The organism is Psychrobacter sp. M13 (genome assembly GCF_030718935.1).
GTDB classification, from domain to species: domain Bacteria; phylum Pseudomonadota; class Gammaproteobacteria; order Pseudomonadales; family Moraxellaceae; genus Psychrobacter; species Psychrobacter immobilis_G.
Genome location: NZ_CP132194.1, coordinates 1,205,627 through 1,230,031, shown reverse-complemented (window position 1 = coordinate 1,230,031; position 24,405 = coordinate 1,205,627). Strand labels below are relative to the sequence as shown.

General features: G+C 43.5%; 21 protein-coding genes. 5 read left to right on the top strand and 16 right to left on the bottom strand.

Annotated features, from left to right (window positions below):
* Positions 1-56: 56 nt before the first annotated feature.
* Together phhA and hppD are read right to left on the bottom strand one after the other, a co-directional pair.
* Complete coding sequence (gene phhA, locus Q9G97_RS05145; RefSeq protein WP_305899982.1) at positions 57-971, bottom strand: phenylalanine 4-monooxygenase; 915 nt, start codon at positions 969-971, stop codon at positions 57-59.
* A gap of 151 nt (positions 972-1,122) precedes the next feature.
* On the bottom strand, positions 1,123-2,235 hold the full coding sequence (hppD, locus tag Q9G97_RS05140; protein WP_305899981.1) for a 4-hydroxyphenylpyruvate dioxygenase: 1,113 nt from the start codon (positions 2,233-2,235) through the stop codon (positions 1,123-1,125).
* 134 nt (positions 2,236-2,369) lie between these two features.
* On the opposite strand from hppD, the gene Q9G97_RS05135 reads away from it, so the two are divergent.
* The 4 genes from Q9G97_RS05135 to Q9G97_RS05120 all read left to right on the top strand — a co-directional run bounded on the left by Q9G97_RS05135 (position 2,370) and on the right by Q9G97_RS05120 (position 7,020).
* On the top strand, positions 2,370-3,296 hold the full coding sequence (locus tag Q9G97_RS05135; protein ID WP_305899980.1) for a LysR family transcriptional regulator: 927 nt from the start codon (positions 2,370-2,372) through the stop codon (positions 3,294-3,296).
* Positions 3,297-3,528: 232 nt separating this feature from the next.
* Positions 3,529-4,725, top strand: a complete 1,197-nt coding sequence (locus tag Q9G97_RS05130) for an amino acid aminotransferase (RefSeq protein ID WP_305899979.1) — start codon at positions 3,529-3,531, stop codon at positions 4,723-4,725.
* Positions 4,726-5,048: 323 nt separating this feature from the next.
* On the top strand, positions 5,049-6,338 hold the full coding sequence (gene fahA, locus Q9G97_RS05125) for a fumarylacetoacetase (protein ID WP_305899978.1): 1,290 nt from the start codon (positions 5,049-5,051) through the stop codon (positions 6,336-6,338).
* Between the two features lie 106 nt (positions 6,339-6,444).
* Positions 6,445-7,020, top strand: a complete 576-nt coding sequence (locus Q9G97_RS05120) for a VOC family protein (protein WP_201572892.1) — start codon at positions 6,445-6,447, stop codon at positions 7,018-7,020.
* Between the two features lie 74 nt (positions 7,021-7,094).
* On the opposite strand, the gene Q9G97_RS05115 is transcribed toward Q9G97_RS05120, so the two are convergent.
* Positions 7,095-7,955, bottom strand: a complete 861-nt coding sequence (locus Q9G97_RS05115) for an IclR family transcriptional regulator (protein WP_305899977.1) — start codon at positions 7,953-7,955, stop codon at positions 7,095-7,097.
* Positions 7,956-8,120: 165 nt separating this feature from the next.
* Here Q9G97_RS05115 and maiA point away from each other — a divergent pair, with 165 nt between their 5' ends.
* A complete protein-coding gene (gene maiA / locus Q9G97_RS05110) occupies positions 8,121-8,762 on the top strand; it encodes a maleylacetoacetate isomerase (protein ID WP_305900273.1) in 642 nt (213 codons plus the stop codon).
* Positions 8,763-8,906: 144 nt separating this feature from the next.
* Here maiA and Q9G97_RS05105 read toward each other — a convergent pair whose 3' ends face one another.
* The 13 genes from Q9G97_RS05105 to Q9G97_RS05045 all read right to left on the bottom strand — a co-directional run bounded on the left by Q9G97_RS05105 (position 8,907) and on the right by Q9G97_RS05045 (position 24,135).
* Positions 8,907-9,836, bottom strand: a complete 930-nt coding sequence (locus Q9G97_RS05105) for a bestrophin family protein (protein WP_201572887.1) — start codon at positions 9,834-9,836, stop codon at positions 8,907-8,909.
* 293 nt (positions 9,837-10,129) lie between these two features.
* The gene (locus Q9G97_RS05100; protein WP_305899976.1) at positions 10,130-10,573 is read right to left on the bottom strand and encodes a CopD family protein; all 444 of its coding nucleotides are present in this window, start codon (positions 10,571-10,573) and stop codon (positions 10,130-10,132) included.
* A gap of 25 nt (positions 10,574-10,598) precedes the next feature.
* A complete protein-coding gene (locus tag Q9G97_RS05095) occupies positions 10,599-10,748 on the bottom strand; it encodes a chlorhexidine efflux transporter (protein WP_201572880.1) in 150 nt (49 codons plus the stop codon).
* 97 nt (positions 10,749-10,845) lie between these two features.
* Positions 10,846-11,142, bottom strand: a complete 297-nt coding sequence (locus Q9G97_RS05090; protein WP_201572878.1) for a MoaD/ThiS family protein — start codon at positions 11,140-11,142, stop codon at positions 10,846-10,848.
* Positions 11,143-11,202: 60 nt separating this feature from the next.
* A complete protein-coding gene (moaB, locus tag Q9G97_RS05085; protein WP_305899975.1) occupies positions 11,203-11,733 on the bottom strand; it encodes a molybdenum cofactor biosynthesis protein B in 531 nt (176 codons plus the stop codon).
* A gap of 74 nt (positions 11,734-11,807) precedes the next feature.
* Positions 11,808-12,917, bottom strand: a complete 1,110-nt coding sequence (moaA, locus tag Q9G97_RS05080) for a GTP 3',8-cyclase MoaA (RefSeq protein ID WP_305899974.1) — start codon at positions 12,915-12,917, stop codon at positions 11,808-11,810.
* 182 nt (positions 12,918-13,099) lie between these two features.
* Positions 13,100-14,407 (bottom strand): gephyrin-like molybdotransferase Glp, encoded by a 1,308-nt coding sequence (gene glp, locus Q9G97_RS05075; RefSeq protein ID WP_305899973.1) that lies wholly within the window; start codon positions 14,405-14,407, stop codon positions 13,100-13,102.
* 66 nt (positions 14,408-14,473) lie between these two features.
* On the bottom strand, positions 14,474-15,526 hold the full coding sequence (locus Q9G97_RS05070; RefSeq protein ID WP_305899972.1) for a peptidylprolyl isomerase: 1,053 nt from the start codon (positions 15,524-15,526) through the stop codon (positions 14,474-14,476).
* Positions 15,527-15,720: 194 nt separating this feature from the next.
* Positions 15,721-16,923: a globin domain-containing protein gene (locus Q9G97_RS05065; RefSeq protein ID WP_305899971.1), complete on the bottom strand. Its 1,203-nt coding sequence runs from the start codon at positions 16,921-16,923 to the stop codon at positions 15,721-15,723.
* A 173-nt stretch (positions 16,924-17,096) separates the two neighbouring features.
* Positions 17,097-17,822 (bottom strand): respiratory nitrate reductase subunit gamma, encoded by a 726-nt coding sequence (narI, locus tag Q9G97_RS05060; RefSeq protein ID WP_305899970.1) that lies wholly within the window; start codon positions 17,820-17,822, stop codon positions 17,097-17,099.
* A gap of 11 nt (positions 17,823-17,833) precedes the next feature.
* On the bottom strand, positions 17,834-18,649 hold the full coding sequence (narJ, locus tag Q9G97_RS05055; protein ID WP_305900272.1) for a nitrate reductase molybdenum cofactor assembly chaperone: 816 nt from the start codon (positions 18,647-18,649) through the stop codon (positions 17,834-17,836).
* 112 nt (positions 18,650-18,761) lie between these two features.
* Entirely contained in the window at positions 18,762-20,303 is a 1,542-nt protein-coding gene (narH, locus tag Q9G97_RS05050; RefSeq protein ID WP_305899969.1) for a nitrate reductase subunit beta, read from the bottom strand.
* 73 nt (positions 20,304-20,376) lie between these two features.
* The gene (locus Q9G97_RS05045) at positions 20,377-24,135 is read right to left on the bottom strand and encodes a nitrate reductase subunit alpha (RefSeq protein WP_305899968.1); all 3,759 of its coding nucleotides are present in this window, start codon (positions 24,133-24,135) and stop codon (positions 20,377-20,379) included.
* Between the last annotated feature and the right edge of the window lie 270 nt (positions 24,136-24,405).

Genomic DNA, 24,405 nt, shown 5'->3' with positions numbered 1-24,405 from the left:
GTAGTGATAGTTATTTAAGGGTTAATTTATTTTGCACGTACTTTCTTTAATCGCTATTACTCAGCATAAGTGGCTGCATACAAGCCTAAATTCATGGCTTTTTTTACCGCGCCCATGATATCGCTATTTACGATATCAAATAAGGTATCTAAGTCATCAATGGCATAATAAATAGGTTGGACTTGGTCAATACGATAAGGAGTGCGCAAGACGTCAACCAAATCAAATGCTCGGCATTCGGGTTCATCGCTTAGGGCATAGACAGTCTCAAAAGGTGAGCTCAAAATGCCACCACCATAAATTCTACGAGTGTCTTTGGTCGCGCCCATGAGACCAAACTCAATGGTAAACCAATAAAGACGCGCCAAAAACCATCGCTCCTCTTTACTAGCGTCCAGTCCTAGCTTGCCATAAGTCTCATTAAAAGCGGCAAATGCAGGATGGGTCAGCAGTGGACAATGTCCGACGATTTCGTGAAATATATCAGGCTCTTCGATATAGTTCATGTCCTCAAAGCGGCGAATAAAGGTAGCTACGGGAAAGGACTTATTAGCCAATAGCTTAAAAAACTTACCAAAGCTGATCAGCGCAGGCACCGCCGCAGTCTGCCAGCCTGTGGTAGCTTGCAGCGCTTCATCGATATCAGAGAGCTGAGGAATATAAGTCGTAGGCAGCTGTAGCTTCTCTAAGCCCTCTAGATAAGCCGAACAGGCACGATTAGGGATTTGTACGGCTTGACGCTCAAGCAGCGTCTGCCACATCATATTATCATCAGCGCTATAACCAATATGACCGTGCTCATCTGGCTGACGCGATACGTAGGGCTGCTTTTTATCAGCTGCATGCTTTTGAGCAGAGACACTGGGAGTAGAAACATTATGAGTAGAATTGTGGTGCGCAGATGCTTTAGCAGTAAGCGCACTATTGGCGCTAACTGTCTGCTGAATCATGTTAGATAATGGACGTTCCATGCCCCTCTTCCTTTTATTACGGGTCATCTCCAACCCTATTTAGGGTTTAGCAACCGTCATTAAAACAACGCTATCAATAGCAATAGGTTATAAACAACAGATTAATAGGGACAGGACGAACTCCTTTTGTCCTGCCCGTTCAGCACTTTAATTACGGTGTTTCAGTTTCTGACTGACCAACCGCGCCGCGGCGAACTTGATCGCGCTCGATGGATTCAAACAAAGCTTTGAAGTTACCTTCGCCAAAACCTTCTTCGTAATCACCTTTACGCTGGATAAACTCAAAGAAAACTGGGCTGCCCAAGATAGTTTCAGAGAAAATCTGTAGCAGCAGACGCGGCGTGCCACTCTCTGTTGTACCGTCTAATAAGATGCCACGCATTTGCAAATCAGAGATATTTTCGCCATGGCCAGGGAGACGCTCATCAAGCATCTTGTAATAGGTATCATTTGGTGCTGTCATTAACGGAATACCAGCGGCTCTTAGCTTATCAATACTGGCAAACAAGTCATCACTGGCCAAGGCAATGTGCTGTATACCTTCGCCATTGAAATGCATCAAATACTCTTCTATTTGACCGCCGCCCTGCTTTGACTCTTCATTCAACGGGATACGAATTTTACCGTCAGGTGCGGTCATAGCCTTACTGGTCAGGCCTGTGTATTCGCCTTTGATATCGAAAAAGCGGATTTCTCGGAAATTAAAGATACGCTCATAAAAGTTTGCCCAATAAGCCATGCGACCGCGATAGACGTTATGGGTTAAGTGGTCGATGACTTTAAAGCCGTGGCCAACAGGGCTTCTATCGATATCAGCAAAAAATTCAAAATCGACATCGTAGATAGATTCGCCATCTTTATAACGGTCGATAAGATAGATCAATGAGCCGCCGATACCCTTGATAGCAGGTAGTCTCAGCTCCATTACGCCAGTTGGAACATCAACAGGCTGTGCGCCCATTTCAATAGCACGCTCATAAGCTTTTTTGGCATCGCGAACGCGAAAACCCATACTGCAAGCACCAGCGCCATGCTCTTCAACGAAGTAGCTGGCTTGGCTTTTTGGTTCGCGGTTCAAGATAAGATTGATATCACCTTGACGGTATAGCGCCACGTCTTTTGAGCGGTGATTGGCGACATGAGTAAAGCCAAGCTGTTTGAACAAAGCTTCAACGGTATCAGGCTGAGGTGAGGCGAATTCAACAAAATCAAATCCGTTTAGGCCCATTGGGTTGTCAAATAAATCTGCCTTTAACTCTGACATTGTCATCATCCTTAATTTCAATTGGTGGTATAAAATGCTGTAAATCAATAATTCTTATTGACGTTGTATTTATAGTAGAGTAGCTTTATTTATAAGACTAATTGTTTTTTATGATTTATTTATCAGGTTTACTTATGAATATCAGCATTCGCCAATTAAACGCTTTTATTAAAGTCGCTGACAACGGTAGCTTTACTCGTGCCAGCGACCAGATGCATTTGACTCAATCAGCGGTCAGCGGCTTGATTAAAGAGTTAGAATCAAACCTCGGTGTAGTATTGTTCGATCGCACTACGCGCCAGCTGTCTTTATCCGTCGTGGGGCATCATTTACTACCACAAGCGCGGCGTATCTTAAATGAGATGCAATTGTTCGAAAACGAGGCCAGTAGCTTAACCAGCTTGGCGCAAGGCAACGTGAGACTTGCGGTATCGCAGTTTGCCGCGTCCTCCATGCCAGCGGTGATTGCGCAATTTGCCAAACACTATCCCGATATTAGCGTGTCGTTATTGGACTGCTCGGCTGAGAATTTACTCAAACATATTCAAGATATTGAAGTGGACTTAGGCGTTGGCACTGAGCTTGGATTTATAGACACCGAGGATGACATCAAAGCCGATTTGTTATATCAGCTGCCCTTTTGCGTGGTGATACCTGAGCGGCATCCACTAGCAAAAAAATCTGCAATCACTTGGCAGGATCTGTTACATAGCCCGCTTATTACCCTACAAGGGCCTTTTTTGGAGCAAGTCACCGCCGAGCTCGCTGACGATGTGGCAAGCCATGTCCAGCAGGCGCGCTACAAGGTCAACTTTATGTCCACCGCTCTTGAGATGACTCGCCAAGGCTTTGGCATTACTTTGTGTCTGCCCTATATGCCTGAGGTCATTGACTGGGTCAGCGCCAATGGTTTACAGATGCGACCATTAGCACAACCGAGAAAAATGCGGCAGTTCTTTATCTATCAGCGTTCGTCGCGCGCCTTATCGCCTGCCACTATCGCCTTTAGGGAATTTTTGCAGCGCTATTTTTCTGATCACTTCGACGACTTACAGCAATAACTTGCAGTGATGATTTATAAAGATGGCTTATAATATGCTTAAGTACTGTCTACACGGTGGTTGAGTGCATTTTAAAACCTTAAAGTACGATAAAAACGGCTCATTATTTCATGAATTATTTCACTTATTGTCAAAGATAACTGAATCTAATATTGAGTTCGTCGTCAATTTGCTCTATGATTTTTGGCGGCTCGATTTATATTTTGCTGTATAAAGAAAACAAGGAAGCAACATGTTTGAACGTATCGATTATTATGCTGGTGATCCTATCTTGGGATTGGTAGAAAAATTTTTGGCAGATGAAAATCCTAATAAAATCAATTTAGGTATCGGCATTTATTATGATGAAAATGGCGTGATGCCTGTGCTTGATTGCGTAAAAACCGCAGAAAAGCGTATCGCTGACTCGATTTCTGCACGTCCATACCTGCCTATGGCAGGCCTGCCAGGACATCGCAAAGGCTGTCAAGATTTGCTGTTCGGTAAAGATGCTCAGGTTCTAAAAGACGGCTTAGTTGCGACTATCGCCACTATCGGCGGCTCAGGCGCTCTGAAGATTGGGGCAGAGTTTATCAATGAATGGTTCCCGCAATCTAAGTGCTACGTTAGCGACCCAACGTGGGGCAACCATATCGCTATATTTGAAGGCTCTGATGTAGAAGTCGGTAAATACCCGTACTACGACACCGCAACGGGTGGCCTCAGATTCGACGAGATGATTGCATTTTTTGCAACGTTAAATAAAGACGATGTGATTTTGCTCCACCCGTGCTGCCATAACCCAACGGGACTAGATTTGACCCATGCGCAATGGGATACCGTATTAAATGTCATTCAAGAGCATGAGCTGATTCCCTTTATGGACATCGCCTATCAAGGCTTTGGCGAGGACATGGATAGCGATGCTTATGCTATCCGTAAAGCGGTAGATATGGGTCTGCCCTTGTTCGTCAGTAACTCGTTTTCCAAAAACTTATCGCTATATGGCGAGCGAGTTGGTGGTCTATCAGTGGTTTGCCCAACGACAGATGAAGCCGAGCGCGTCTTCGGTCAGCTAAACTCGATGGTACGTCGTATCTACTCAAGCCCGCCCTCACATGGTGGTCATGTGGTCGATATCGTTATGAACGATGCCGCGTTGCACGAGCAATGGATCGGTGAAGTCTATGCGATGCGTGACCGTATCAAAGCCATGCGCCTAAAGCTCAAATCAGTGTTAGAGGCCAAAATTCCGAACCGCAACTTCGATTATATTACCCGTCAAAACGGTATGTTTAGCTTTACTGGTCTGACCCCTGAGCAAGTCGAGCGCCTAAAAAGTGAGTATAGTATTTATATGATATCTAACTCACGTATGTGTGTGGCAGGATTGAACACCAATAATATCGATTATGTAGCCAATGCTATGGCGGATGTCCTAAAAGACTAAGCAGCTGAGAAACTAAACGAAAGAACTAAGCAAACAGGTTTAATGTTTGGCAAAAGATAGATAAATTAAAAAGGTTGAGCCAGTCTCAGCCTTTTTTTGTGCCTGTTTTATTTTATGTATAGTCGATTGGTTTTAAAAATGAGAATGATAGGTACCTGTTTTATTTAGTATCAACTATAAAACTGTTTTATGTACAACATTTATAAAAGTGCTTGCAATCTATAGTTTGGTAAATTACATTATACGTAAGTAATTATATATAACGTAATTCACTATCCTATTATTTTAATACTTTCAAATCCATATTCAGCAAGGAGCATTCTATGTCAATGATTGACAAAAACCTCACCTCTTTTATCGATGTCGCTCAAGATTCTGACTTCTCAATTCATAATCTGCCTTATGGCATCTTTAGTGAAACAGCCGAGGGTCAACGCCGCGCAGGCGTAGCTATTGGCGAGCGGGTATTAGATTTATCCGTGCTTGAATCAGAGGGCTTACTGAGCTTAGACGGCGGGCCTTATTTTGACCATTCAACGCTGAACGCCTTTATTGACTCTGGCCGTGATAATTGGACGACAGCACGCAAAACTATCCAAACCCTACTCTCTACTGATAATAAAGATTTAAGTGAGAACCAAGACTTGATGAGCAAGGCATTGTTCCAGCAAGCTGACGTCACCTTGCACTTACCTGTACGAGTACCAGGCTTTACCGATTTTTACTCCTCTAAAGAGCACGCGACCAACGTCGGTACTATGTTCCGTGATCCAAGTAATGCCTTACTGCCGAACTGGACTGAGATGCCCGTTGGCTATAACGGACGTGCCAGCACCGTCATCGTCAGTGGGGACGATGTAGTACGCCCATCAGGTCAGCTAAAACCCAATGCTGATGCGCGCCCTGTATTCTCAGCCTGTCAGCGTTTGGATTTTGAGCTTGAAACCGCTTTCGTTGTCGGTCAAGGCAATAATATCGGTCAACCGATTGCCGTCGATGCTGCTATCGAGCATATCTTTGGCATGGTACTGCTCAACGACTGGTCAGCTCGCGATATTCAAAAATGGGAATATGTACCGCTCGGCCCGTTTAATGCCAAAACCTTTGCTTCTGAGGTATCGCCTTGGATTGTAACTATGGATGCCTTAGCCCCTTTTAGAACCCCATGCCCAGCCCAAGAGCCAAAGCCGCTGGCTTATCTCAATGAAAAAGAGCCCAATAACAGCTATGATATTAATCTATCAGTAGAGCTATTACCTGAAAACAGCGATGAAGCCACTGTCGTTTGTGAGACTAACTTTAAGCATATGTACTGGTCGATGGCACAGCAACTGACCCATCACACCATTACGGGTTGTAAAGTGGAAGTTGGCGATATGATGGGTTCAGGGACGATTTCGGGACCTACACCTGACTCTTATGGTTCGATGCTTGAGATTGCATGGAATGCGACCAAACCAGTCACCCTCAAAGGTGGCGAGATGCGTAGCTTTATCGAAGATGGTGACACTGTGATTATGAAAGGTTATAGCGAAAAAGACGGTGTTCGCATCGGCTTTGGTGAAGTACGTGGCAAAGTATTACCTGCGCTGAATTTTGATTTTGATAAATAGCGTTTATATACAGTATTAGCCTGCAAATAGTAAATATGAGCTGTTAATCGCCCCATTAGCCATTAGCAGCCCTATCAATAGCACGCCCTATCAAAAGGAGTTTGATATGAGTTTTGAAATTGAAAAAATCCATCACGTAGCCTATCGCTGCAAAGACGCCAAAGAAACCGTCGAATGGTATCAAAAGCACTTAAACATGAATTTTATTTTAGCCTTTGCTGAAGACCATGTACCTTCTACCAAAGCCTTTGACCCTTATATGCATATCTTTTTAGATGCTGGTAATGGCAATGTGCTGGCATTTTTTGAAGTGCCTAATCAGCCTGAAATGGGCTTTGATCCTAATACACCCAACTGGGTTCAGCATTTAGCGCTGAAAGTAAAAGACCGCGATACTTTGATAGCGGCTAAGAAGCAATTAGAGGATGGCGGAGTTGATGTTATCGGCGTTACCAACCATGGCATTTTCCATTCTATCTATTTCTTTGATCCCAATGGCCATCGCTTAGAGCTAACTTATGACGATCCGACCTCAGAAGACAAAGTGTCTATGATTACCGAAGAGATTAAGAGAGACATGCTCGATGAATGGTCACGTACCAAGCGCGCACCCGCGCATACGCAGTTTTTGCACGCTGAGGAATTGGCAGAAGCAAGAGAGGTTGCACCTGTGGGTGAGTAAGCCTTTAGTGGCTTACTCGCTTGGATAAGTGAGTCATTGCTTATGAAGATTAGTAACCTATAAAAAGGCAATCGCTACGCAATTTGATAGCGCTGCGCGATTGCCATAATTTTCTCGATGACATTATGTTTTGCACTTATTGGCAACTGCTCTGTAGTACCAATAACGGTGATCGCATACTCTAACGAGGGTTGTTCAGTCAATGAGCGACTATCGCTAGGCTTAACGAAGGTACAATCAAGCGCTGGTAGGATCACAGGGATAGTAATAGCATTAATACCCATTAGCATATCGCCCGTCACAGTTGCATACCCTTGGTGGCGTATCTCGATTTTTAGTTGCTCAAAGTGCTGCCATTTTTCTGCTATTAACGCCGTATCATTAGTTTTCCATTCGGCGATAACAAGTGGCTTAATGATAGAGTCAGACTGATAACTAGCAAACAGCTGGCCTGTAGCCGATGTCGTCAATGGCATACGTGAGCCGATGCGCGTAATAATACTAATAGGACTATCAGGTTCGACAGACTGAATGATAATAGGGCCTTCATTGAACCATTTGGCGATTTGTACCGCGCAGTTTGTCGTTTTTTGAATATCATTAGCAATATAGGTGAGGCGCTCTAAGATATTGTTCGGGTTAAACCCTGTGTGACCCATTGCGCCTAACGCTGCTAATGAGCTGACCCTATCGCCAAGCCCATAGCGGCCATCATCGAGCTTACGCGCGTAGTTTGTGCGGATAAGACTGACCAAATAACGATGGCACTTTGCAGGATGCATCTGTATCGCTTGCGCGATGTCTTTTAACATCATAGGCTCGTTATAATCGATAAGCACATCTAATATCGATAGTCCAACTTCAAGAGATTGCACGCCGTTTTGGCTTTTACTCGCGCTTATAGATTTATCTACAGGATTTTTAGCTGCTGGCATGATTGGCTCAATTGATTTTTTGATTGCTTAATTAGCTATTACTATATATTGATATAAGACGCAAAGTCATAATAGATATTTATGATTTTATAAAGTGATGATCGTAGGCGTAATTATAACCATTTCACCTACCTTTATATAACACAATAAAAGGATTTAATGATGATGACGCTTTATGGCTATTTTCGCAGTAGCACCGCTTACCGCACGCGTATCGCGATGAATCTAAAGGGCTTGGACTATGATAATATCACGGTCAATTTAGCACAGGATGAGCAGTTGGAGGCAGAATTTAAAGCGCTTAACCCGCAAGGACTAGTGCCGGTGCTGCAAGCCGATGATTTACTATTATATCAGAGCCCTGCTATCTTGGAGTGGTTAGAAGAGGTCTATCCTGAACCTGCATTGCTGCCCAAAGATGCTGCTGGGCGCATGCACGTCCGCGCTATCAGTGCCATGATCGGCTGTGATATGCATCCGATTAACAATCGGCGCATACTGCAATATCTACGTAATGAGCTGTCAGTGGAAGAAGACAAAGTCATGGCGTGGTGTCAGCGCTGGATGAGTGATGGGTTTGCTGCGCTAGAGAAGCGCTTGGCTGCCAACAAAACCCGTGGTGACTTCTGCTATGGCAACAGTCCTAGTTTAGCAGACTGCTATCTTATTCCGCAGGTCTCCTCTGCTCGCCGTTTCAAAGTCGATTTGAGTCCTTACCCCAATATTGTCGCTGTTGATACCAACTGCCGTACGCTAAAAGCCTTTGCCGACGCTGATCCTATGATGCAGCCTGATGCGCCTCATTGACCCTATAGATTGTGCAGAAAAAAGTATAGTAGAGGATCACCGCTACAAGATATCTTTATCGCAATGCTCAAACTACCAACTTTGAGCATATTTGCATAGGGTCTGTTAAAAGCTACTCTCACTTAGCAGGCTCATATCTATGATTTACTCTAAAAAATAACCATCTATTGGACTAATCTCGTCTGGGATATCCGTCTCTCCCATTGCCTCTAGCAAGTTTATTTCAATAATCCGTGATAAGGCCGTCAGTGGTAAATTGTTAGCCTCTGTACCGAAGGGATCCGTGATCTCTTCACTTAAAGCATCAAGACCGAAAAAGGTATAGGCAATGACAGCGCACATCAAAGGGGTGGCCCAACCTAAAGAGTTCGCTAAACCAAAAGGCAGCATAAAGCAAAATAAATAAGTGGTTCGATGGACGAGTAGAATATAAGCAAAGGGCAACGGTGTCGTATGAATACGCTCACACGCTGCCAAAACTACCGTCAACGAGGATAATGTGTTATCCATATTCTGTATCATAAGATCCGAGGACAAACTCTGGCGTCGACTATAGCCTAATTTTTTACCCATTAATCGTAGCAAGTATTCAGGTAGATTTCGCGCTTGACGCATACTGATATGATATTCAGGCTCTACAAAACGCTCAACATCTTGCCATGGGGATGTATTGCGCAGTCTATGTCGTAGCGCATGAACAAAAGCGATATTAAGGCGGATAATAGACTGCTGTGTGTCGCGTCCTATTTCACTCTCATCATCAATAAACGAAAGCACTTGACGAGTTAAGCTACGAGAGTCAAAGACCAGCTGACCCCATAATCCTCGCGCCTCCCACCAGCGTTGATAAGTTGCATTATTACGAAAGCCTAAAAATAGAGATAAAGCGATACCGAGTAAAGTAAAAGGCGCGGCACCATAAGTAGAAAAAGAGCTTGGAATCCAATGTTGAACGGCTGATATAATGGCACTGAGTAAGGTAATGAATAAAACCTGAGGATAAATGTGCGGAATGACAGATCCACGTAACGTAAAAAGTATTTTGAATGCATTCGGTTTTTGTCGGACGATCATAACAGTTTCTTATCGATAAATTTTGGACAGGCAATAGCAAATTCACCATCTGAGTGGCGATTGAATGATTTCAATAACTTACCTATCTCTTATAAAAGCACTTTTTATTGAGAAAATAGCGAGTGAAGATTTTATCACTAAAACTTATCTTTTTATAATGCCAAGTGTATTAACCGTATAATTACCAATAACATAAACACCTATCACATATTATTTAAAATAAATCGGGTGCTTGGTATCTTATGTCCTAGTGTCTTACTTTAATAATCAACTATAACCAGCATTTATTGTACTTATCCGCTTAAGCCTGTCCGAAAAAGTGTACCAACGACCACGAAGCTCACTGATAGCAGAGTTACTAAGAGAATATTTACTGAAAAGGCTTTTAGCGTTTCAGCAGATAGTTTAGGTATCACGTAAAAGCGTGCGTGTAGGGCCACAACAATAGTGGCTAACAACAGTAGTAATTTTAGACCAATCAAAATACTAATATCGTTATCAAAAGTGAACCAACCTCCAATGTCTGGCATCAGTTTGTACGCCATCCATAGACCCGTGCTTATTTGTACAACTAAGGCGGGAATACCGACTTTCTCAAACTGTTCTTCAAATTGTAGCAGTACATTGACATCATGTTTTGATAAGGCTTTGGGTAGCACAACTAGTGATAAAATCAGATGGCCGCCTGTCCAAATTGTAGCGCCTAACAAGTGAGCGATTAGTATATAGTTGAGCATAAAGCTAAATCCTGAAAATTGAAATTTAAAAGAGTTTGTTGAAGTTATCTTTGGCTATTGCACTTATCAAATACATCTCAAACCCGAATACCCAGCTTGTTAATGGTGTAAAAACAATTAAACCTATTATTTTAAAAGCTAAGGTATGACGGATACGATTTTTTATAATACGCATGATACTTCCTAATTTTTTTAACTACTTATGATTTCCTTTTTTAGTTATATTTAAAATTAAGCAACTTAATGATTGAATATAATTTATCCTTATGGCTTTAACTACAAGCTACTGGCGAGATAACTGGCAAAATAAATGCCACATTATCACCATCATAAATCAGCTCATTCCAGTTGACGAAGTCATCATTTATTGCCACTCGTAGTTTCGATTGAGGATGACTAAAAATATGATTTTGACTTAGCTGCTTATATAAATCAGTCAGTGAAGCTGCTTGCTCAATTTTTACTCTCTCTTCGCTATAATCCTTTTTATCAGTTACATCTGCAAAATATAAAACATCAATCGTCATAGTGTTATCAGCGATAGTATTATCCGTATAAGTAATGAGCATAAAATTCTCACCTTTCGCTATTTGAATGAAAGCTAATAAAAAAAGCACTTATTAAAAATATTAATGAGGGCTCGGATTGGCACGCATAAAGTGCGCTACAAAGTTGCAAGGGCGAGTACGACTGTCAAACTGCTCTTTTAATATACCTTCCCAACCCGTACGACAAGCACCTGTTGATCCTGGTAGACAAAAGATACCCGTGCCGTTTGCCATGCCAGCAATCGCACGCGACTGGACAGTAGACATGCCGATATCATCTTTTGATATTAAGCGGAACATCTCACCAAAACCATCAATCGACTTATCAAATAACACCCCAACTGCTTCGGGCATACTGTCACGAATATAAAACCCTGTGCCACCAGTGGTAATAACGGCATGTATATTCGAATCGGCAATCCAACTGCTAATAACCGCGCGGATATTGTAGATATCATCCGTAATAAGCTGGCGATCAGCTAGATGATGCCCCGCAGCGGTCAATTGGTCGACCAGATATTGCCCTGAGCTATCCTCGTCAATAGTACGAGAGTCAGAGACCGTTAAGATGGCGATATTAAGTGGGATAAATTCGGCAGCAGGTTTGGACATTAGGGTTCCTTAACGATTATTATTTAGTCAGTGTTTTGCTAGTTGTTGTTTTATAAAAAATTACTAATAAGAACTTAGCCACCAATCATTGACAAATTATTCATCATACCGCTGTTGGACTCATGCAAGTGATGATGCTCAGGCTTGATCGGCATAAAACTATGTAAAGTATTGATTAAGCCCGCAATATCGTTTTGCTGTAAGTAGCTACGAATATCATAGTTACCGTCATCAAACAGGCAAAGATGGACTTTGCCCTGACTACTGACGCGCAGACGGTTACAGTTATCACAAAAGTGGGTAGCATAAGGCGCAATCATACCAATGCGTCCGATATAATCGGGATGGCTGTACTCAATAGCAGGGCCATCGGCACTACCGCGATCATGCGCATGCCAACCGTGCTTGATTAAATAGTTAGTGATAAGATCAGACTGAGCATATTGCGCAAAGAATAGATCGCTATTATCACTGGTCTGCATAAATTCTATAAAGCGATAAGTCACGGGTCTGTCTTTGACGTATTCAATAGCATTCATCAGATTTTCAAAGGCGGTTTCTGCCATTAATATACTGTTTATTTTTAGCTCAATATCAGTGGTGTCTAACAGCTTATCCATATCGGTCATTAACTGCGGCAGCATATCAAAGCCTGTCATCTTATGAAAAGTCCCAGCGTCAAAGCTGTCCATACTGATATTGATTTGATTCAGTCCCGCACTATTCCAATCAGCTAAGTGCTTACCAAGCTTGTAGCCATTACTGGTCATAGCGACGGTTTCTATACCTTCAGTATTTTTAATCACTTTTATAATATCGACAACGTCGCGACGAATAGATGGCTCACCACCTGTAATACGTACCTTTTTAGTCCCAACTTGCGCAAAGCCGCTCACTAAGGTAGCAATCTCAGTCACACTTAACTCATTCTGTGGCGGCTTACCTTGATAGCCGTTTGGCAAACAATACTCACAGCGAAAATTACAAAAATCAGTAATAGATAGGCGCAGATAAGTGAGCTGCCGTGAAAAGCTATCAGTTAAAGGTTCAGCGGGTTTGATGAAGGATTGAGTAGACGATTGAGTAGATAAGACCGCAAGTTTCGATGAATCATCATCAAAAACAGCGGGGACGGCAGGCGAGTATAACTGAGCACCGCCTATAATGGGGGCAAGAGGGTTCATAGATGATTACCACTACTATTGAGTGTACGGTTGACTTTTAGGCGTTGCCTCAGGTTGTGAGTGAATATATTAGTATTAAAACTTATTATGACAGGTTTAGTAAAGATAACTATTAACCAAAAGAGCTCTCCTACCTACCCCTTTAGTAGTAGATTTGGAGAGACTACTTTTGACTATATAGCTTAACTATTCAACCAAGGAAAGGGTTGTACTTCTACCTTAGTGCCTGATGCTATATCACCTGTGTCTTGTGATAGTACAATAAGACAGTTGGCTCGGCTGAGCTGCTTGATTCGGTGCGACTGTTGATTAAAGAAGCTTTCGACTTGATAACCGCCTTGTTTATCTCGGGTTAATAGACCACGCTGAAAGTCCGTACGACCTACCGACTTTTTAATGTCATTGATCAGCGTTGCCGTTACGGTCAATGGCATAGGCTGATCTTGTGTAGAAACAGCAGATAATTGCCATAATGCTGGGATTATGAATTGTAGAGCGCCAACTACCGTCGATATTGGATTGCCCGGTAAGCCAAAATAGAGCACGGGCTTAGCCATTTTTTTATTCTTATCACCTAGTAGTTCGCCAAAAACAAAGGGCTTACCGGGTTTCATCGCGACTTTGTAATGATTGATCTGACCTAATTGTTCAATGACCCTAGTCAAAAAATCATAATCGCCTACTGACACACCAGCGGTAGATATCAGCACGTCACACTTTTGCATGGCTTTACTGACAATCTTAGTGGTTTTATCCAAATTATCAGGGATGATGCCATAATCACGAATGATAATAGGCAGATCAGACAGCATGCTTTTAAGGGTCGGGGTATTAGAGTTATATATTTGCGCAGAGTCTGTTAACTTATCGCCAAGTGTCACCAGCTCATCACCCGTCGCTAATATGCCGACGGTGAGCGGCTCAAATACCTTTACTTTATCAATGCCTAAATTAGCAAGCAAACTGATATCAGCAGGATTCAAGCGCTTGCCTTGCGGTAGCATCAACTCCTTTTGTTGTATCTCCTCGCCTTGCTTACGGATATGCGCATCCGTGTCTGCCGCTTTTGCTAATATAATCTCATAAGGTTGGGTTTTATCAATGCTATCTTTTATAAACTCAAAATTAGTGTTCTCTTGCATAATAACTGTATTACAGCCGTCTGGCACGACAGCACCAGTAAAAATACGAATGCCCTGATCTTTTTTAAGCGAACCTGCAAAGGGGCTTCCCGCTTGTGATTCGCCAACTATTTCAATCATAGTGGCTTTTGAGAGCGTACTGCCTTTCGCTATAGCATAGCCATCCATTGCTGATACATTCTGTCTAGGAACGTCAAACGGCGACATAATATAATCCGCTAAGATCTTATTACGACTCTCCAAAAGCGAGCACATCTCTGTAGCTCTTTTATTTATAGGAGCATCAATTTTATTGTAAATCTCGACACGCTTGGTTATCGCATGGAGCAACTGATCTGTCGTGATCATAAACGCCGTACCCCTATTCTCAATAAAAGACTATAGTAAATAAAATTATTTTAAGCCGATAGCTAACTATCCTCGAAAGATGTTTTCTTGCTCAAGCGTCATCTCAATACCTTCTATCTCGGCTTCGTTAGATAACATAAATAAATAATCACAAAGCGACTGATGAAAGGCTTGCTGGCTTAATTTATTAGAGATTGCCGCTGCGACTTGGTCATAAGTCATTTGCATCCCTGGTTGCTTATCGAGCACCTCGACAATATGAAAGCCGTATCGACTCTCGATAGGACTTGGCGCAAGGCCCGTCTCTAAGCTAAATAATATGCTTTCAAACTCTGAAACCGTTTGACCTTTACTAACCACGCCAAGCTCACCGTCCGCTTCTTTTGAGGGACAAGCCGAGTGTTGACGTGCTATTTGAATAAATTCTGCATTGGGATTGGCATTATTATTAATCTGCTCAATCATCTCATAAGCCGTTTTTTTGACGGCTAATCTCTCTTCACCATCTTCAGGCAGACAAGCTAATAAGATATGGCGCACTGACATAATAGGATCGGTCTTAAAGTCAGCAGTATTTTGCTGATAATAGCGTTTGCAAGTGTCTATATCTGGCATCACAGCTTGGACATTTTTATCAATGAGTGCTGAGATCGCCTGCTCTTCATCCTCTATCCATGCAGACTCGCCAAGATTATTATCCTCTAATACAGCGATTCTTAACAGTTCACGAACGACTAGAGCTTGGGCTGCTAAAAACAGGGCGTCATCTTTATCCTTAGCAGGGTGATACTGTAGCTCTTGCGCGATAGCGGTTTTATCAATCATTACACCGTTGACACTGACCGTTGGTAGCTCTTCACGGCTAGAGCCGATGAGATTGCTATTATTGCTGTGATTGCTACGCTCTTCGCGCATGGCCTTATCAATAAACTCTTGATCAGAATGTGGCTTTTGTAGGTCAGCTAAGCTGGGCATGACACGGACAATGTCATCACTGTTATTGGCAGGTGTTGTGTCGATAGTATGCGTTGCCAGCTTGCTTGCGACAGTAGGGGCGTTAGCGGCATGAGTGACGTCGTTATTAATGTAGTCGGCTGGGTTATAAGTACTGACTGTCATAGGTTCTACTCCGCTATTTAAATAATCAAATTAGGTAATCAAAATTCAAAAAATTATTAATTTTACTGAAAAACTGAAAAATCTTATTAAGTCATATTAAAAACAGAACAGCGTCTAAAAGCATAATGATGGTTAATTATAATGCTGCTTAAATGCCGTTCTGTTGTTATTATCATTACTATTGATACAAAAACTTAAGCGATTTGTAGGCTCATTTTAGGACCAAAGGGTTCGTAATGGACGTGATCAGTGCTGTGCTCAAGCGCTGTTAAGCCACCAATCATACTTTCCATAAACGGCATAGAGCCGCAGACGTATATATCAGCAGGTTTAGGCAAAGTAGCCAGCAAGTCGTTACCTAATAGCTGTCCACTATCAAAGTAGAAGATATTTTTTTCTACCGTGGTCGCTGACTCTAAAAGTTGATTTACTTGACTCTCAAAAGCATGATGCTTTTTATTTTGACAAGCATAAGCCCAAATGATAGGGCGCTGAGGGTTCGCCGTAACTTGGGTCTCAAGCATCGCTAAAATAGGCGTAATTCCAACACCCGCACTGATAAATATTAATGGAATATCGTTCTGATGGATAAGTTCTTTATCAAGAGCAAAGTCGCCCGCTGGTGCTGATAATAACAGCGTCTCGCCCACTTGCAGCTCGTCGTGTAGATAGTTAGAGACTAAGCCATAATGACCATTGCGATTGTCTCTTTTGACAGCGAACTGAATACCTTTATCGGTAATAGTGGAGTTTAAAGAGTAATGACGTAGCGCTAAATGGTCGCTGTCTTGAGGGTTTGTTTTTACCGTGATGTATTGCCCAGCGGTTAAAGCAAGTTTGCTCAAATCAATATTTTGGCTTTTATCTTCTGAATCATCATTTACAGGAACGACAGTAAAGGCGGCAATATCTGTTGCAGCGGCTACTTTTTCGACGACTTTAAAGCTCGCAAAGCCTTTCCACATCGCATCAATATACAAGCCTTTTTCAAACTGAATAAAGACATTAGCGATCTCATCATAGGCTTCAGTCCAAGCCTCTATAATGTCATCGTTAGCCGCCTCGCCTAGCACTTGTTTGATAGCGCCTATTAGATGCTCGCCGACGATAGGATAATGCTCTGGCAAGATCTGCAAAGCACGATGCTTATGACCTATTTCGGTCACTTGTGGTAATAAAACTTCCAAATGCTCAAGATGTTTCGCGGCCGCCAGAACCGTCGTTGCCAATGCCGTTTGTTGGCGGCCTAGCTTTTGATTGGTTTCATTAAAGATATCGAGTAGCTCAGGATGATTGGCGAACATATTTTGATAAAATACAGTGGTAATAGCGTTGCCGTGTTCTTCTAATACAGGAACGGTTGCTTTGACGATTTTTAGCGTTTGTGCAGTAGCCATAATATTTCTCTTTTTCAGGATCTAGGGTGTGTTGAAAGTATGCACTTGAAAAATGTAACGATGGTTTATAGGCTAGCTATCAAACCATCGTTAAACATTCATTTTAAATACATCTTATAATAACATTATTCAAATTCCCTTGCATCATTATTGTGACTATTTATTGAGACTTTTTATTGAGAGCTTTTTTGTCTAACGATCTGATATCGACGACCGAGATACCAGACAGGCGCACTGATAATATGAATCAAACGGGTGAATGGGAAAATCATAATCAAAGTGATACCTAATGCCATATGCAACTGATAGATAAGATCGGCCTGCTCGATACGTGCTGCGGCTTGTATTGGTCTTAAGAGTGTAATGTCCTGTGCCCACCCTGCATAGTTGAGCATGGTCAATCCATCTAAATGCTGAGCTGAGGTAAAGATAGTGCCTAGTCCTAACGTTAACTGCACAAACAATATTACCAATATCATTTTGTCGGAAAACTTAGAAGTGTTAGAGATGCGATCATCAGTAAAACGTCGCCACATCAGCATCACTAGCCCAATCCAGCAGAACACGCCAGCAATACCACCAACCACTACTGCTAATATTTGCTTATTACCTGCACTGATAAAGCGATCATATAAAATATGCGGCGTTAACAGCCCGAATAAATGCCCAAGTAACACGATAATAATACCGACATGAAATAGGTTGCTCGCCCAGCGCATGTTTTTCTTTCTGAGCATCTGCGAAGAGCTGGATTTCCAAGAGTACTGTGATAGATCAAAGCGCACCCAAGTACCAACGATAGCAATAGCCAACGCAATATAGGGATAAACACCAAAAAGGAATATTTGTAGCCAATTTAAGCTGGCTAAAGCTTGTAAACTAGGCGCTCCAAGATTCATGTTATCTCTCCTTATAATTGGTCAGCTGTCTGGTTTTGCTTGCTAGTTTGCTTAAAATCCACCCAATGTACGGGCGCATCAACCATTTTTGCCGCTGACGTAGACTTTCTAACTCCAGCCTTAGCCGCAAGGCTTTGCGTGCTAGTGGATGAGGCGCAGCGCTCTTCTTGCTGGGCATCCAAGAAATCAACGACCTCTTCTTCCCACTCTTTATCTATGGCATCAAAAGTGTCATCGCGTGGCTCTTTACTGATTTTTTCATCGTAATCCGCCACGATATCAAGCGGCTTACCAGCGATTTGCAATAGCGCATTAAAACAACCTTCGTACAGGCTACTGCGGTCTTTGAGTCTAGCGGCTAGCAAAGCAATAATATGGCTGACATCAGCTATCTCCATACGAATCTGAATATCGTCGTTTATCACCGTTGCTTGATAAGCCAAAAACTCTAGATATAAAGGAATATAGTCTGGTAGCTCTTTCATATTGATCATAAAACCAGCTTCTTCGTACTGATTCATCAGATCAACCATAGCTTGACCGCGATCACGCGATTCGCCATGCACATGCTCAAACAACCATAGTGATAAAGTACGACCACGCTCAAATAGTCCGTCATATTCCGCTTGCGCTTCAAGCGATCCTTTAGCGATTAAACTATCGATTAAGTCGCTAATTTGACGGCGCACTTGTGGACTGATCAAGGTTGAACTCATTACTATTTGCTTGCAGGTCGCAAAGGTATCGTCTGCAAACAGCTCATTGGTTGGATAATCTACCAATAAGCTGAGTACTTTAAGTATCTTAAGCTCAGAGTGTTCAATCATAGGCAGCACATCCGTATCATGATCCAAATCATTATCTAAATCGTCGCCTAAATCACTGTTATAAGGCTGGGCGCTATAAGATTCAGAGCTATTTAGTTTAGAACTTGGCATGTTATACCTCCCACTTTTGGACAGTTTGGGTAAAGTCGCGACGATTGGTTTTACTTTGCCCAAACATACTGTTATCAGACTCACCAGATGAGCAACCATCGCCAAAGGTAAAGCCACAGCCGCCACGTTCAGCGAATGCATCGCTTAAGGCTTCTTCACGGTGCGCGGTTGGTATGACAAAGCGATCTTCGTAGTTAGCGATAGCCAGATAACGGTACATCTCCTCGACTTGCAGTTTAGTCAAACCGACGTCGTCTAAGATGCTTTGTACTTCTTGCTTTTCGACCAGTTGCATACGCTTGTAGCTACGCATAGCGAGCAAGCGTTTCAGAGCCAAACGTACCGGCTCTTCATCGCCTGCTGTCAGCATATTGGCAAGATAACGCAGTGGAATACGTAAACTGTCAACATCAGGGATGAGACCGTCCATACCGACTTTGCCCGCTTCAGCAGCGTTTTGAATCGGTGATAATGGCGGTACATACCAAACCATAGGTAGCGTACGGTATTCAGGGTGTAACGGTAGCGCTAGTTTCCAATCGACTGCCAGCTTATAAACAGGTGAGCGCTGGGCTGAATCAATAACCGATTGCGGCACGCCATCTTTTAACGCTTGAGCGATGACCGCAGGATCGTTCGGATCCAAAAATATATCAAGCTGTGCTTGATATAAGTCTTGCTCGTTAGGGGTGCTCGCGGCTTCGGCGATTTTGTCAGCGTCATAGAGCAATACGCCTAAGTAGCGAATACGCCCAACACAAGTCTCTGAACATACCGTCGGCAAGCCCGCTTCGATACGGGGATAACAGAAGATACATTTTTCAGATTTACCAGACTTCCAGTTGTAGTAGATCTTTTTGTAAGGGCAGCCAGAGATACACATGCGCCAACCACGGCATTTATCTTGATCGATCAAGACAATGCCGTCTTCTTCGCGCTTATAAATCGCACCACTAGGGCAAGATGCAACGCACGTAGGGTTCAAACAATGCTCACATAGGCGTGGCAAATACATCATGAAGGTATTTTCATACTCGCCATATATCTCAGCTTGGATATTGTCAAAGTTCTTATCTTTGCGTCTTTTTTCAAACTCAGTGCCTAAGATTTCTTCCCAGTTAGGGCCCCATTCAATCTTTTGCATACGCTTGCCCGTGATCAAAGAACGTGGGCGCGCAATCGGTTGATACTTACCGATAGGGGCGGTATGTAGATGCTGATAATCAAAATCAAACGGCTCATAATAGTCGTCAATCTCCGGCAAATCAGGGTTGGCAAAGATATTAGCCAATACGCGGAATTTACCACCGATACGCGGATTAATAGTGCCATTAGCATTACGTATCCAGCCACCTTTCCATTTATTTTGATTTTCCCACTCTTTGGGATAACCAATACCTGGTTTTGACTCAACATTATTGAACCACGCGTATTCCATACCTTCGCGGCTGGTCCAAACGTTTTTACAGGTGACTGAACAGGTGTGGCAACCGATACATTTATCAAGGTTAAGCACCATGCCGACTTGTGAACGAATTTTCATGGGTGTGTGCTCCAGCTATCATTAAAAAGCATAATTAAAAACTTGTCTTATCCTAAAATACTGCAATGCCGTTTTATCCATCGATAGTGGTTGGCAATGGGCGCGGCAGTTCATCATCTGGTTTTTCTTCTAACCAGTCGATTTTTGACATTTTACGGATAACGACAAACTCATCGCGGTTACAACCCACTGTGCCATAGTAGTTAAAGCCATAAGATTGCTGGGCGTAGCTACCGATCATATGGGTGGGCTTTAAGATGGTACGGGTCATTGAGTTGTGAATACCGCCACGAATACCGGTTTGCTGCGAGCCTGGGATGTTGACTAGTTTTTCTTGAGCGTGATACATCATGACCATGCCCTCTTTGACCCGCTGACTGACAATAGCCCGGGCTGTTAGCGCCCCGTTAGCATTGAACAGCTCAATCCAATCGTTATCGACGATACCTGCCTTGCGCGCATCTGTTTCAGACATCCAAACACAAGGACCACCACGGCTTAGGGTCAGCATTAGTAGGTTTTCAGAGTAAGTACTGTGAATACCCCACTTTTGATGCGGTGTTAAAAAGTTTAGGACAATCTCTTTATTACCATTAGGCTTAGCGTCTTTGATGATTTCAGTGGTTTTGGTATCGATTGGTGGACGATACTGCTGCATCTGTTCACCAAAGGCTTGCATCCAAGGATGGTCTTGATAAAACTGCTGGCGACCCGTGATGGTGCGCCAAGGAATCAGCTCATGGACGTTGGTATAACCTGCGGTATAGCTGACCTTGTCAGACTCGATACCTGACCACGTTGGACTTGAGATAATCTTGCGCGGCTGCGCGACGATGTCTTTAAAGCGGATTTTTTCATGCTCACTAGATTTAGCCAAATGGCTATGATCGCGACCCGTAAATTCAGACAACGCAGCCCAGCCTTTAACCGCAACGTGGCCATTAGTTTCAGGGGCGAGCATTAGGATGGTTTCACAAGCGTTGGCAGCGGTCTCTATACGGGGTCGACCTTCAGCAACACCAGTATTCACAATTCTGTAGTTCAAATCGCCTAAATTAACAATTTCTTCTTTAGTATCCCAGTTCAGCCCTTTAGAACCATTACCTAACTCGTCCATGAGTGGCCCAAGCGCGGTGAATTTAGCATAAGTATTAGGATAGTCACGCTCAACGATTTTAATCATTGGGCAGTTTTTACCAGGAACAGGTCTTTCGCCAGCGGTCTTCCAATCCGTACCACCAAAAGGCTGAGCCAGCTCACCTGGGCTATCATGTTGCATCGGATAAGTGACCACATCGGTTTCAACGCCTAAATGCCCTTTAGAGACTTCAGAGAAGGTCTTGGCAATACCTTTATAGATTTCCCAATCGGTTTTGGATTCCCAAGCAGGATCAGTAGCAGCGGTCAAAGGATGAATGAACGGGTGCATATCTGAGGTATTCATGTCATCTTTTTCGTACCAAGTTGCGGTCGGCAAGACGATGTCAGAGTACAGACAAGTTGATGACATGCGAAAATCTAAGGTCACCACTAAGTCAAGCTTGCCTGTAGGACCCTTTTCGACCCAATCGACCTCTTTAGGTTGCAGATGCCCCGTCGGGTTTTCCTCATTGAGTAGACCGTTTGAGGTGCCCAAGAAGTACTTGAGCATATACTCATGACCTTTACCTGATGAGCCCAAAAGGTTTGAGCGCCAGATAAACATATTACGCGGGAAGTTCACAGGGTTATCGGGAGATTCACAAGCGAAGCGTAGGCTGCCTTTATGTAGCGAGTCAACGACGTATTCCTCGATGTCTTGACCTTTGGCTCTTGCTTCGGCGGCGATAGTCAAAGGGTTACGATTGAGCTGCGGCGCTGAGGGTAACCAGCCCGCCCGTTCTGCTTGAATGTTGTAATCCAGCATATGCTCTGGGAAGAACTTTTTATTCGCCAGTGGTGATAGTATCTCGTGCGCTGAGATGGTCTCGTGACGCCACTGCGAGCTGTGCGCATAGAAGAAGCTCGTACCTGCCATTTGACGTGGCGGACGATGCCAGTCGAGTGCAAATGCCAGTGGTAGCCATCCGGTTTGTGGGCGCAGTTTTTCTTGACCCACGTAATGTGCCCAGCCGCCGCCAGACTTACCGATACAGCCGCAGAGCATGAGCATATTGATGACACCGCGATAGTTCATATCGAGGTGATACCAGTGATTCATACCCGCACCGATGATAATCATCGATTTGCCGTGGGTTTTATGCGCGTTTTCAGCGAACTCACGGGCTACTTGAATCACGCGCTCACGGCTTACGCCTGTTATCACTTCCTGCCAAGCAGGCGTGCCTGGTACGGTTGCATCGTTATAATCGTCAGTGACATGATCGCCACCATGACCACTATCGACGCCTAAGCTGGCAGTGGTTAAGTCAAACACTGTGGCAACCGTAGCGGTTGTGCCATCGGTAAGGGTTATGGTCTTGCAAGGAATCGTTTTTTGCTGGATCGCCTCACCAGGTACACAGTTAAAATGAGGATGCTCGACATTACCGAAGTAATCAAAAGCGACGGTACAAGTCTCAGCGCTGTCTTTTAGGCTTAGAGTTAAATCAAACGCTTTACCCGTTGCGCCGTCTTTTTGCTCGATGTTCCATTTGCCTTTTTCGCCCCAGCGATAACCGATCGAGCCTTGTGGCGATACCAGCTCGCCCGTTTGACTTAAGCCAATCGTCTTCCATTCTGGGTTATTTTCTTGACCTAAATCATCGACCAAATCTGATGCTCGCAGATAGCGACCAGGACGACGCATGCCCTCCTCGCCCTCTATCATAACTAAGATAGGCAAATCGGTATAACGCTTGGCGTAGTCGTAAAAATAGTCGCTTGGCTGCTTGAGATAGAACTCTTTTAAGATAACGTGACAAAACGCTTGCGCTAATGCCGCATCCGTTCCTTGTTTAGGGTTAAGCCATAAGTCAGTAAGCTTTGACACTTCCGCATAATCAGGGGTAATAGAGACGGTTTTGGTGCCTTTATAACGAACTTCGGTAAAGAAATGCGCGTCAGGCGTACGCGTTTGCGGCACGTTAGAGCCCCAAGCAATAATATAGTCCGAGTTGTACCAATCCGCTGATTCAGGCACGTCCGTTTGCTCGCCCCAAGTCATCGGTGAGGCTGGTGGTAGATCACAGTACCAATCATAAAACGATAGACAAACACCACCAATCAAAGATAGATAGCGGCTACCTGCGGCATAGCTAACCATTGACATTGCAGGAATCGGTGAGAAGCCAACAATGCGATCAGGGCCATAAGTCTTAGCCGTATAGACGTTGCTAGCCGCGATGATTTCATTGACCTCGCCCCATGTTGAGCGGATAAAGCCGCCCATGCCGCGCTTAGACTTGTACTGTTCGGCTTTGATAGGGTCTTCGACAATACTGCCCCAGGCATCAACAGGATCTGGGAACTGGCCTTTGGCTTCGCGCCATAGCTTGAGTAGCGGCTTACGAACTTTAGGATATTTGACCCGATTAGCCGAGTACATATACCAGCTATAACTAGCACCACGTGGACAGCCGCGCGGCTCATGATTTGGCAGATCTGGACGGGTTTCTGGATAGTCCGTTTGCTGCGTCTCCCACGTTACTAGACCGTTTTTAACATAAATCTTCCAAGAGCATGAGCCAGTACAGTTGACGCCATGAGTTGAGCGCACAATCTTGTCGTACTGCCAGCGGTTGCGGTAAGAATCCTCCCACGAACGTGACTCTGCACGAGTCTCGCCATGTCCGTCAGCGAACTCGCCTTGTTTACGCTTAAAAAAACGAAATTGGTCAAGTAAATGGCTCATATCTCTATCCTTTATGTTGATGCTCGTTATATATCTAGCCCTAGCATGCGTTTAATAAATAGCTTTGATGCTTAGTCCTAACAGAGAGTTCTAATATTTGGTCTAATGCTTAGCTCTATGAATACAGCTAACAATACTATTTCGGTATCATCATTTTATGAAACCTTACATAGCCTGACTATTGACTAATATGAGCATGGAGCTACTCCCTTAGTAGTAGTGCTCGATGTTCGCTATCCGCTTGAATCTGATAAAAAATTAAATAAAAAA